Origin of the sequence: Acidovorax sp. SUPP2539 (assembly GCF_030158975.1) — a bacterium.
Classification (GTDB): Bacteria; Pseudomonadota; Gammaproteobacteria; order Burkholderiales; family Burkholderiaceae_C; genus Paracidovorax.
Genome location: NZ_BQXJ01000001.1, coordinates 1144516 through 1157008 on the forward strand (window position 1 = coordinate 1144516; position 12493 = coordinate 1157008).

A 12493-nucleotide genomic window follows, 5' to 3' on the forward strand; every position below is an offset into this window, starting at 1 on the left:
AACTCCTGGAAGAAGCGAGATCGAGCAATCCCTGACGGGATGGCAGCTCCCGCAGGCGGTGGATGAATCGGCATCGGCGTCATCAGGACGCGTGTCCGCGGACTCGATGCGATGGCGGACGGGCGGATCGCGCGGTAGGAACTCCGCGGCAGCCTCGGGGATCCTGGCTGCTGGCATGGCGCTGACGGCGTCAGCGACACATGCAGCCAGCTTCGCGCGCGCGCCTGGCCGCGTCGGCCGGAAATCGGAATCCCGCGCCGTCCGGATTGCCGAGGCAAAAAAAAGCCCCGCATCGGAATGCGGGGCCATGGGGAAGGGGATGGAAAGGGTGGTGCGAAATCAGGCCAGTTGCAGGCGTGCAATGCGGGGATGCTCGCGGTGCTCTGCCTGCCACAGGTCGTAGGCCGCCTGTTCGGCCAGGTATTGCCGGGCATTGCCCAGGCCCGCCAGTTCGAGCCGGTGGGCGAGGTCGGCGCTGATGGCCGCACGGCCGTTCAGCACCGTGGACAGCTGCCCGCGGGAGTAGCCGATGTGCCGCGCTAGGCCCGACACCGACAGCTGGGCCGCGGGGAGCACGTCCTCGCGCAACGCTTCACCCGGGTGGGGAGGATTGTGCATAGCCATGAAGGCCTCCTGCTCAGTGATAGTCGAGGTAATCGACCAGCTGCACGTCGGAGCCGTCGAAGCGAAAGTGACGCGCCAGTTGCCGGACACGCTGACCGACCAGTGCCCGGCCAGCTTCCCCTTCAAGGGATGCAGCCGGTTGCCGGGACGGTCCATGTCGGCCGGGACCTGGGCCACGCCCAGGGAGGCCAGCAGGCGCCGCAGACGGGCGACATGGTCGGCGCGAACGCCGGCCGTGTCGCCACGCTGGTGCAGTGCCCGCAGTCCCTTGTGCCGAATGGACCGGATCACGGTCTTTGAATTGTGAGGTGATGCCTTACACCCTGCAAGGGTTGCTGGTAGAGGTGCATGGGAGGTTCTCCTGTGAAATGGACGTGCGCGCGACCGCTTGTGCAGTCCCGCCGATCGCTTTGGAGCACGGGAGGCTTTGGAGGCGATGGCGGTGCGGGCGAGGGGCAGGCACCGCGGCGGATGGGGTCATGCGGTCACCGCTTGGAGCTTTCCGGTCGCATCGAAGATCAGTCGGACCGTGGCGCCCGCCAGCTTCGGCTGCGCGCTGTAGCGCAGCACGTCGGGCAGCAGGGCATCGAAGACGCGATCCGGCGCAGACGAGCAACCCACGGCGATGAAGGTCCGCAGGGTCTTTGCGTCTTCATCCTCGCGGTTCTCCTCATAGCGATCCTCGAAGACGTAGTCGCTGACCAGCCGGGTCGCATCCGATGCCCGGGCCGTGAGGTAGAGCGTGCCGTCCTTGCGGATGGCTGGCACGGCGTAGCCCGATTCGCCTTCCAGGCGAACCTGCAGCGTGCCGACGAGCGCCAGTTCGACTTCGCCGTCGGCCAGCCAGGGGCTGGCATCCCGATGCAGGACTGCATCCGCATCGACTCGGACCTGCTCCGGGCGGATGGCTCGGACCAGTGAATGGACCCAGTGCCCGTTGTCCAGGCCGGATGCTTCCAGCAGGAACGCCTGGGCCGCTTCCAGATAGACCTCGGCCGTGAGCCCGTCGCATCGGTCGGCATCGATCTGCCAGACGCCCAGTTCCTGCAGCACCGTGCGAGAGACGACGCCCTCGGCTTCGCGGCGCTCCCAGTAATGACGAAACCCTGCGGGCTCTTGTTGCCAGTCCCGAAACCACCCGCGGGGCACGAACGACAGGTCGTTGAGCAGGTCGGCATTGGACGACTGCAGGCACACATGGGCGTAGTGCTCGACGAACTCGCTTTCCGCCAGTGCGGCCTTCTTGTCCATCAGTGCCTGGCGATAGGCCTGGTCGACCGCCGCCTGGATGCGTCGGCAATCCTGGGTCTCGTTCAGCAGATGCTGCCGGTCCGGCAGCTTGGCGAGCGTGTCGTCGGGCAGCAGCACGACTTGGTGAAGGCTGTGGTTCGCCCCGGTCTCGATGGGCAGGCCTTGCAGGAAGCATCGCCACTGCGTTCGGGCACCGGTGAGATCGATCAAGATTTTTCCCATGGACGTCTGCCGCCAATCCAGCGACGCAGACGCGAGCGGGCGGGGGATTTCGGTGCCGTTGAGCCACACCGGCACCGGGAAGGCTTCGCACAGGCGTTTGAGCTCCCATGCCACCCAGTCGTGAAGCCGGTCGCTGGGGTGCGGCGGCTGGATGCCGTCGAGGCGAATCACGGTGCCTTGCAGATAGGCGTTCGTTGGCACGACGGCGATTGGCGCACCCGCGAGGATGTCCGCTGTTCGCGCATTGAACATGGCACCGCGCGAATGCACGCTCAGGTGCTCGGCGAAGTACAGCGTGGAGAGCGCCCCCATTCCGAACGCGTTCTCGTTGGATCTGAGCGGCTCGTCCCAGCCGGATTCGGCGATGAAGATCAGCGATTGCAGGTCGGCAATGCCGCCGCCGTTGTCGTGGATGGCCAGGCTGCTCTGATCGACGGTGATCCGGATCTCGCTGGCCTGCGCGCGGCGGGCGTTCTGCAGGAGCTCGCCGAGCATCGAGCGTTGATTGAAGGCGTGGCGTAGGTTGGCGATCAGCTGGTGCTGGTTGGTTTGAAGGTGAATGGTATGCATGTATGGCTCCTTGAAGATGGCGCGCATTGCGCGCAAAGGCACACGTCCGCACGCTCGCATGCGAGCGCGAACAGGACATTCGCCGAGGGGAACGAAGTGGACCGAATGGTCAAGAGAGGAGGTGGCATCAACGCCCTGGGGAAGGGCGTGCGTCCGTGGGCTTGATGCAAGACGGACTGGTGGATCGTGCGGGAGACATTCCGCTGCAGCCCGGGGATCCTGACTGCTGGCATGGCGCTGACGGCGTCAGCAACGCATGAAGCCAGCATCTCGCTGGCGGGTCTCGGCGTGGGCGGTGAATCCGATGTCGCCGTGGTCCGCATTGCGGGCCAAAAATGTAACTGCTCCGAAGTGCCGGGCCGTAGCGGTATGGCTGGAGTGGCGGAAATGCGGAGAAGTGGCCTACGTTAGCTCACCTGCTGCATCGAACGGCAGTGTCACGCTGGCGTTGGTCAGCCCAGTCTGCTGGGTAGCACAAGTTGTGAGAAAACGCGAAGCCACGGCTTGGCAGCCTTCGGAGAGTCGACTTGGTGAGGGGCGGATTTGCCGGAAGCGCGGGGCTTGCGCGGTAAGTCACTTCAGTTTCGTTCTTGCCTCATTGGCGCCGCAGTCGATGCGTGCGCGACTAAGACAGCTGTGCGCTCCGCTCGCGCAGCGTCGGCATCTTCAGAGTTGATGGGGGGGATGCCAAGTTCTAGAAGGTCTTGCGGGCGCAAAAAGGACACGCTCCTGCAGCGCACGCTTGAGGAGCCATCTAATGGCTGGCTGAGCCGGAGTGCATGTTCAGCTGTGGCGCTTGAGCCCGACAAACTCCAGCATCAAATGGTGGCAGGTGAAGTCTTGGGGATACGGCTTTCCGAGTGGGGCCGTCCGAACGTGATAGGACATCCGATGAGCCCGTGTCGATGAAGGGCCACTCACCGGGTGCAGCGTGCATCCCAACTTCTTGCCGATGCCGTCCAGTGCTTCCGACGTGTCCCCGCTCAGCAAATAGCCCAGCATGGCTGCCGAACCGGAAAAAGGCGCATACCGGCAGGTAAGGAACTGCTGCCTGACGTCATCTAGGTACTCCGAGATCCTTCCGGCGGTCTCCAGCACCTTCGCCTCCAGGGGCCACATCAACCGTTCGTCCGACCGCAGCACAAACGCGATGTCGTACTGGGGCGGCTGCGCCGGCGGTGCCGCCATGGTCTCGTGTTCATAGGCGCCATGCTGAACTCGAAAAGGTTCATCGCCCGACATCGCATCGTTGATGCGAGCTTCCAGTCGCTGAGTGATGCTGCGTTCCAGATCGCGCGTGTCAATGGTTGGCGGCGACGCCCGCATGTCGTCGTAAGCTGTCCAGACCAGGGCCAGAAGCGTGTCTGCGGGTGCCTGCATCCACGCCCGGGCCAACGCGACAAAAGCTGGGTCTGCAGGGATCATCATTGGATGGATTGAGAAGTACCGTCTTGCTGCTGCATTCGAAACAGATCAAGCGAGGCTTCGTCCGCGTCGTTCAGGGCCGCAGACCTTGTCCAGTAGCGATGCACGTTGGGTTTGACGATGATGATCATCGGAATGCCTTGACTCGCGTCATATAGGCGCACCACGCGCTTGGTATATATCCCCAATCGCCCCCCAGTGTCTTTCCCGTCCTGCAGATCCAGTCGTTCCAATTCTTCCAGAAGTGCTAGGGTGGTCATCTTCCGCCATTCGACGGGAGGGACTGATGAACGTCCAAGTTCAATGGACACCATCTGATACGGCAACGCCTTATCGTCCGGGGTGCAGAAAATGGTCGCACTCACGGCCTTGTCGGTACCAAAACCCGCCTTGAGCACGCGCATGAAGTAGGTGCAATAGTCCTGGAGATTGGCATCTGACGGGGCTCGCTCTTCCATACGCTTATCCCTGGCCTTTGTGCGTCCCTTCTTCTCTTGAAAATCGGCGAGCACTAACTCGCAAAGATCCTCGACCAGCACCTGCTCCGCATCCTTCAGGGCGAACGCGCGGTACACGATCTCGTCGATGCCCTCATAGCTTTTTGCCTTGTTAGTCCGAGCCGGCAGTGGGTAAGGGATGGGGATGTCCAGCAGTTCGTTGGTTAGCGCTGCGGGGCGGTAGGCGGCAATCCGCCCGCTGGTGAGCTTGAGGAAATAAACGGCCAGCAGGCTGTTCACGGCGAGGCAGGCGGCATCAAGGAACGCCTGGGGGCCATGGATCGACACGTAGTTGTCATTGAACACGGCCGCCGCTCTGCTATTCGATTGGGCCAAGCGGGCCTGGAATCTGGCATGACCCTTCTGCAGGCCTTTCTTCAGAATGAGTTGGGGCCATTCGAAGGCTGCGAAATTGGTAGAGTCCTTGGAATGCAGGCGAAGATCTCGCGCCGGAGCCAACAGGTCCGTGTCTAGGTGCATAAGCGATCCGTCGGGAAACGTGGTTTGGTCAAACAGCGGCCGTCCATTTAAGTCAGGCTGAGGCCGGGTTCGGTCACCATAGATGAAGCCTTGCCGCGTCAGCACCTTGATCGATTCGCCAGGATTGGAAATGGTGGGGTGTCGCACCAGCCGCTTGAGCAGGGCGCGGTCGCGAGGCGAGCCCCACATGAGTACCGTCCAGATGGTCGGATCGTTCAGTGCTTCGTGGACATACAAAGCACGACAATCCTGGGGTTCAATCACGATGGTGAACTCGTCGGTGAGTGGCTTAAGCCGCTTTGGACTGACGTACGAGATACGGTCGCTCCCTGCCGGTCGGCGGGGAGACAGAACGACGATGCACGAGGGCGAAACGGACGTCTTGGTCGTGTGTGACTTGCGCTTGAATACGTCGAATCGAAGCGCTGCCAGATTCACCACCTCCTCGACCCGGTGTGCCTGGAACAACTGCTGGCGGAACTCGCAGGACTTGAAACTCGTGTTGAACAAGAAGGCGCTTGCCGACTGAATCATTGCCACGCGCCCCGCCGGTTTCAACAGCTGCGCTGCCTTGGCCAGGAAGAGACCCCCGATGTCTTTGTTCGCGACCGTCCAGTTCCTCCCGTCGGCATGGGCCCAGTCCTTTGCCTGTGCAGTCGCGAGATCCTCGCCCCATGGTGCATTGCCAATAACGAGGTCATAAGTCTGGTAGCTGACCTGCGTATTGATAGCAGGGTTCTGCTCCGCAAAGAAGTCGCTGCACAGCAACCGGCGGCCTCGCATGCTCGGAAACACGACCTGCGTCCAATAGTGGCGCGGCTCGATCTCGTCGCACATAGCCAGATAGAGGCTAAAACAAGCAACGCGCACGGCGTGCGGGTCGATATCCACGCCAATCAGGTTGCGCTCCAGCAGTCGCCGCAGCAGTTCGGCGCGCACCGGTTGGCCTGGGTTGGCCAGCCTCCAGCGATGGACCAAGCGCTGGAAAACCTTGACAAGAAAGATTCCGGATCCGCATGAGGGATCCAGCACCTTGAGATCCCAGTCCATCCCGTCCCAGGGCAGCACCTTGTCCAACACGAAATCGACCAGATGCGGTGGCGTGTAGAACACGCCGCCGTCGGCCGCGCGTTTATCGACGAAGGTCTCATAGATGCTGCTGATGAACTCCAACGGAATGACGTCGAACGAGTACTGTGGCCACAGGCAATGCTGGCCAGAAGGCATGTCAACATCGCCCCGAATGAAATCGGCCAACAAAGACAGATGCTTCTTACTGACGATGCGTTTTTCCGCTGCCCAGCCTTCTGCGCGGGCTTGCGGCGTATCGCCTTTCCCTGGGAAGAGGTCGCCATTGAAGCGCTCATTGAGCCAATCGAACAACGCGTAGGTGTCTGTGTAGCTCGAAAGAATACTGTCGAAGCCCGCATGTGACTTGCGCAGCAAACCTTCCGCGTGAAGCCGGGCAAGCTTGGATGCTGTAAGGGCTGGATTTCCGTCCACGTCCTTTCGATCAAATAGGAACTGGACAAAAATGATCCGTGCAAGCAGATCATGGCAGACATCGTCGTCGTTCAAGCCGATCTCCGCGAGAAGCTGCCTAACGTGCCTCAGGTTTCCAAGCAGCAATTGATCTGCGCGCCCGTCTCGATCGAAACGCCCAGCGTATTTGGAGAAAAACACCCCAGACACCAGATTGATCCAATGCAAAGCCTGCACTGCGATGCGCTCGAGCACTAGGGCTTTAGAGTCGGCAAGCTCTTCCGCAGTGACCGTGTGGACTATCCGGTCCGTGGGCCGCTGGCCGGAGACAGGCGCCTCGCAGCATGTCCACACGCGCACCAGGCTGGGTTCGACGGTGATCAGGGCCGGACAATGAGAGAAGTTCCATGCCAACCGGTGAAGTTCACCGAGGGTTTCATCCGAAGCCGGTTGCGAGAACTCGACCACGACCGCGATGGGTGGCTCGGTACTCGCAGCGCTTGGCATAGCGGCGAGAACACCAATGCGGCAATTTTGAGCCGAGGCCTCCCCAGTCAAAGCGCGGCCGATTTTCTCTTGTACCAGAGCAGCAAACTTCGCGGCGCCCGCGCCGTCCGGTCGCAGGATTTGCTCGGGGCGGTTCCAACCTAGACTTGCATGGAGCCAGTCCAGGGTGAAAACAGGCTGATTGATCACGATGGCAGCTCCAACTGCTCTTGCTTGTCGCCACCGAAACGCCCAGGCTTGGCCCCGCCCCTTGGCTTCTTGGGCGTCCGGTCAATCTTTGCTAGCACTTCTTCGAAGCCGATGCCGCGCCCTTTCAACTCCGACAGCAGCTTGGCAATGACTGCTAAATGGGTGGGCACCCTGCTAACACGGGCATAGTTTGACACGGAGTTCTTGTTCATCCCTATGAGTTCTGCGAACGCGCGTACGGTGAGTCCAGCCAGGGCCAACTCAGCAAGGAAGTCATCGTAGGTCATACAGCGGTCGCATCCCTCAAGATACACATTATTTTATGTCGAGTGGCACACAAAATAGTGTGCAGCTCAGAGACTATCCCTCTTCGTGACGGTATTGACAAGCGTGCCATTCCCCAGCTCTCCGAGCGCTCACCCATGCATCTCTGGGCAAGCCCCTTTTCTAAGCGTCTGGAAGTCGGTTCCGGGAGCCTTCGGCACATCGCTCGACCGCGCATGGGCGCCACCGGGAACCTGCCCGGCGCAGGGTCGGGTTTGCTGACGACCCGTCAGGAGGCCCCGGACAAAGCGCGCTGCAGCCGTGGCCCCAACCACGCCACGCACGGTACGGCCATCGAGTTTCCGATGGCCTTGTAGCGCGGCGCGTCGGCCGCCGGCTTGCCCCGGTAGGGCACCTGCGTGTAGTCGTCGGGCATGCCTTGCAGGCGCTCGCATTCCCTGGGCATCAGCCGGCGCACCCGCCAGTGCAGGCCATGCAAGCCGGCGGTTGGCGCTTCGCAGAGGAAGTGCGCTTCATAGCCGGGTGCCGGCGCGCGGCCAACGCCATCGCCTTCGCTGGTGTGCAGCGACAGCGGTGCTTGGCTGGTATCCCGGCCGCGCAGGACCATGCTCAACACCATGGGACGCCCTTGGCCTGGCTTGCCGCCGCCCGTGGACAGCGTGCCGGTGATCTGGCCGTGGCCGGACTCCCAGCGCAACTCGCTGCGGGAGTTTTGCGCGAAGGCGATCGCCGGTACCACGCCGGCATTGGCGTGGCTTGCGCAATGCCCTCCGGCGCGTAGCGTCGGCGACAGTCCCAGTGCCGCATCGGCACCGCATCCTTGTGCAGTGAAGGCGATGATTGGGACACCCTTGCCGGTGCCATCCTCGCCGCACCCCTTGCCACCGTTGGCTGTGTTCAGCGTGTGGCTGATGAAGCCGGCCACCGACTGCACGAGGACCGTCTCGGTGCACAGGTCGTGCCGGGGGCCGGCGGCCATGAGGCAGGCCGCGACATCGGCGGGGCCCTGGCCGTTGCCGAAGCCGAGCGACAGGGTGACTTGGCCGTAGGGCGATTTCAGCCCTGTCGTGCCGCCTGCGCGCGCAGGGCGTGGTCCAGCAGCGCCGGTAGCGTCCTGCCACCGTGCGCAGCCCGGCGAAGGATCCCCGCGCAGGCCTTCGCGCTCAAATAGTATTTCGGCGGGATCGATGTGGTCTCCACCACTTGCCACAAGAAACACACGGCGGCGGCGCTGGGCGACGCCGAAATATTGGGCGTCGAGCACGCGCCAGGCGATGCGCCGGCGCGGTCCAGACACACAACCTGCGTTCGTCCATCGGGGCCCTGGCGGTTCGAGCGCACGGTCTTCGCCGGCCAGTGCGCCCAGCAGGCAGCCAAAGGCATTGCCGCGATCGCTGAGGACGCCCGGGACGTTTTCCCAGACGAGCGTGGCCGGTGGGCGGCGGGCACGGTTGCGGACTTGGTCGATGGCATTGGCGATCTCCACGTAGGCCAGGGTGAGGGCGCCGCGGGGATCGGCGAGCCCCTGGCGGGCGCCGACGACGCTGAAGGACTGGCAGGGCGTGCCGCCCACCAGGATGTCGGGCGCGGCAATGGCGCGGGCGTGGATGCGGTGCGCCAGCTGCGCCATGTCGCCGAGGTTCGGTACGCGCGGGTGGCGGTGGGCGAGCACCGCGCTGGCAAACGGATCGGTCTCGGCGAACCACGCCGGCACCAGGCCGAGCGGTTGCCAGGCGAGGCTGACTGCCTCGATGCCGCTGCACACGCTGCCGTACGCCAAAGTGGTGGTTGGGGGATGGTGGGTCATGGGGGTCTCCTGTTCGTGTTGGGGGGAAGTCAGGAGAAAGGCGCCGGAGACCATGGGTCTCCGGCTCGCGAGGAAGCGACCACCCGTGGACTGGCACAGCACGCGGTCGTCGGTAGAACCGTTCGCTGTCGCAGCCTTCACCCGGCCCGTGTCGTGGCTGGGGCCGACAATCCCTGGCACGCATCCGCGCACAAAGGGCACCTGTTGTTTCGCCGGTAGGCGCCGGCATGGACTGCCGTCGACCCAGCGGGTCTCCGGGCGGCTCGCATCGCAAGGCGCCGGGGGACCCGCCGGAACAACGGGAACACGCGATGAGGTCGTCCCGCTGGCGCGGGCTTGGCAAGAAGGCGCCTTCACGCCGGCCGGCGCACACACGCCGAAGCCAACGGGCACACCTTGCAGAAGGCTTAAAGCGTGCTGGGTGCCTCGCGGGGCGCGAGGACAACGCATCGGCGCGGAGGGCGATGCGATCGGGTGGAAGGGCCTGTCGGGCGGCTAGTGAGAGCGCCGGCTCGGGGTGCGTTCTGCGCCGGCTTTGCCGCTGCTGGCGCGGCGGGTCTTGGCAGGGCTAATTGGGAGCGTGCCCTTGCAGTCGGGGTAGCGCGAGCAAGACCAGAAAGCGCCGGTCTTGCCGCTGCGCTGGCGCGTGGGCGCGCCACACAGCGGGCAGTGGGGACCCTGGGGAAGGCGGATGGCCAGCGTTGCGCCGCGGTACTGCTGCACCAACTGCGCGACCCAGGCGGACTGCTTCTCGACGAACGTGTCCAGGCCCATCTGGCCTGCTTCAATCATATCCAGCGCCTGCTCCCAGATCGCGGTCGTGCCGGGATCGGCGATCGCCGGCGGCACCGCATCGATGAGCGTCATGGCGGTGTCCGAGGCGCGGACTGCGCGTCCTTTCCTGAGCAGGTAGCCGCGGGCGAGCAGGCCGCTGATGATGTTGGCGCGGGTCGCCTCGGTGCCGATGCCCGTCGTTTCCTTGAGCTTCTGCCGCAGACGTGGATCGGTGACCAGCTTGGCGATGCCTTTCATCGCCTTGACCAGCTCGCCCTGCGTGTACGGCTTGGGCGGCAAGGTCTTCAGTGCCTTCAGTGCGACATGGCGGACCTGACAAGGTATGTTCGCCTGCAGCGCCGGCAACACCTGGCTGCATTGCGTGTCCTCCCCATCGTCTTCGGACGGTGCCGGGGCCGCCAATGCCTGGCGCCACCCGGTGACGACGATCTGCTTGCCGATGGCCCGCAGAGACTGGCCGCCGCATGCGATCCGCGCCTCGGTGCGGTCGAACTCGTGGAACGGCAGGAACTGCGCGAGGTAGTGCGCGCGGATCAGCCGATAGACGGCCAGTTCCTTCTCGCTCATCGTGGACAGCGTCGCCGGCTCCAGTGTGGGAATGATGCCGTGGTGGGCGGTGACCTTGCCATCGTTCCACGCGCGCGAGCGCTGGGTGCGGTCCAGCTGGTCGATCAATGGCCGCACGCCGGGATCGGTGGCGAGCACGGCTTCGAGCACGGCCGGCACGTCGGCCAGCATGCTCTCCGGCAGGTAGCCCGAATCCGAGCGCGGGTACGTTGTGGCCTTGTGGGTCTCGTAGAGGCTTTGCGCGATGTCGAGCGTTTCCTGCACATCGAGGCCCAACTGCTTGGAACACACTTCTTGCAGCGTGCCGAGATCGAACGGCAACGGCGGGCCTTCGCGAACCCGTTCGGTGTCGACTGAGATCACCTGTGCGGCGCCGGCTGCGCGCATGCGATCGGCGGCCTGTTGGGCGACGGGCTGCTGCAGGCAACGACCGGTGTCGTCCGTGCAACCGTCTGGGGGAATCCAGTTCGCTGTGAACGACCGACCCGCGTGGGCCAGCGTAACGTCGATGGCCCAGAACGGGAGGGAGACGAATCGCGCGATCTCGCGGTCGCGATCCACGACCAGCTTCAGCGTCGGTGTCTGGACCCGGCCCACCGACAGCACGCCCTCGTAGCCGGCCTGCCGGCCGAGCAGGGTGAACAGGCGACTGAGGTTCATGCCGATCAACCAGTCGGCACGGGAGCGCGCGAGCGCGCAGTGGTAGAGCGGCAGCGTCTCGTGCGAGGCCTTCAGCGCACCCAGCGCCTTGCGGATCGATGCATCGTTGAGCGCCGACAGCCACAGCCGCTGGATCGGGCCGCGGTAGCCGCAGTACTCGATCAACTCGCGGGCGATCATCTCGCCCTCGCGGTCCGCATCGGTGGCGATCACCAGTTCGGTGGCCTGTGCCAACAGTTGCCGGACAACTTTGAATTGCACGGCGGTCTGGGTCTTGACGACCCACTGCCAGTGCTGAGGAAGAATGGGCAGCGTCTCCAGCGCCCAGCGCCGGTACTGCTCGTCGTAGACCTCCGGGGGCGCCGCCTCGATCAGGTGGCCGATGCCCCAGGTGACCTTGATGCCCGGGCCGCCGTAGCAGCCCGCCTCGCGCTGGTGTGCGCCCAGGGCCTTGGCGATGTCCTTGCCTTGGGACGGCTTCTCGCACAGAACCACGCGCATGGTGCCTCCCGAAGGTACGTGACGGTCATCGAATGGCCATCAGCATTCCGGGCTTGCGTGCGCACCACAGCCAACAACGCGCGCGCCGCGGTCACCGCGTTGCGCTGCCTTCGAGGCAGCGCATTCGCAGGTGTCGACCGCGGTGTGGCGTTGCGCATGGCTCAATCGCCGGCGGTGCCCGGCTTCGGGCTGAGTGCCACGGACTCCAGGCGGTAGGGCAGGATGCCGACGCTGCGCGCGTTGATCCGGTACGTGGTCCGCGGCTGGTTGTCGCTGTCGGTCCAGTCGTCGCGCTCCTGGCGGCCGCGGACCATCACGCGCATGCCTTTGGCGAAGAGCGTGGCCCAGTGCTCGGCATCGCGGTGCCACCACTCCACCGGCGCCCAGTACCCGCCGCGATCATCGAACGAACCGTCCTTGTTGGGAACGGGATTGTCGAAGTACACGTTCAGGCGCAGGACGCGGCGCGGCTCGTCGTTGCCGTTCGGGTACTCATCGAACTCGGGGGGCGAGCCGATGTTGCCTTCGCCGCTGAAATACGTGCTCATGGGATCAGTCTCCAGGTGGGTTGAAAGGACTGCAGGGCAGGCGCCGATGCAGGTGTCGCGAATCGATCCAGCGTCCGGTCTGG

8 protein-coding genes are annotated in these 12493 nt (G+C 64.2%); all 8 read right to left on the bottom strand.

Annotation, left to right across the window (positions count from 1 at the left end):
* Positions 1 to 339: 339 nt before the first annotated feature.
* On the bottom strand, positions 340 to 915 hold the full coding sequence (locus AVTE2539_RS26300) for a HigA family addiction module antitoxin (RefSeq protein WP_349817198.1): 576 nt from the start codon (positions 913 to 915) through the stop codon (positions 340 to 342).
* A gap of 186 nt (positions 916 to 1101) precedes the next feature.
* A complete protein-coding gene (locus AVTE2539_RS05210; RefSeq protein ID WP_284408643.1) occupies positions 1102 to 2694 on the bottom strand; it encodes an ATP-binding protein in 1593 nt (530 codons plus the stop codon).
* Positions 2695 to 3450: 756 nt separating this feature from the next.
* Positions 3451 to 4095, bottom strand: coding sequence for a hypothetical protein (locus tag AVTE2539_RS05215; protein ID WP_284408645.1), 645 nt, complete (start codon positions 4093 to 4095; stop codon positions 3451 to 3453).
* Positions 4092 to 7247: an HsdM family class I SAM-dependent methyltransferase gene (locus AVTE2539_RS05220; protein WP_284408647.1), complete on the bottom strand. Its 3156-nt coding sequence runs from the start codon at positions 7245 to 7247 to the stop codon at positions 4092 to 4094. Before AVTE2539_RS05220 ends, AVTE2539_RS05215 begins: the two co-directional genes overlap by 4 nt.
* Complete coding sequence (locus AVTE2539_RS05225; protein ID WP_284408648.1) at positions 7244 to 7534, bottom strand: XRE family transcriptional regulator; 291 nt, start codon at positions 7532 to 7534, stop codon at positions 7244 to 7246. Before AVTE2539_RS05225 ends, AVTE2539_RS05220 begins: the two co-directional genes overlap by 4 nt.
* Positions 7535 to 7800: 266 nt before the next feature.
* Positions 7801 to 9339 carry a DNA cytosine methyltransferase gene (locus AVTE2539_RS05230; protein ID WP_284408649.1) on the bottom strand — a complete coding sequence of 513 codons (1539 nt, stop codon included), beginning with the start codon at positions 9337 to 9339 and terminating at the stop codon, positions 7801 to 7803.
* A 495-nt stretch (positions 9340 to 9834) separates the two neighbouring features.
* Positions 9835 to 11862: a DNA topoisomerase III gene (locus AVTE2539_RS05235; protein ID WP_284408651.1), complete on the bottom strand. Its 2028-nt coding sequence runs from the start codon at positions 11860 to 11862 to the stop codon at positions 9835 to 9837.
* A gap of 161 nt (positions 11863 to 12023) precedes the next feature.
* On the bottom strand, positions 12024 to 12410 hold the full coding sequence (locus AVTE2539_RS05240) for a single-stranded DNA-binding protein (protein WP_228316139.1): 387 nt from the start codon (positions 12408 to 12410) through the stop codon (positions 12024 to 12026).
* Between the last annotated feature and the right edge of the window lie 83 nt (positions 12411 to 12493).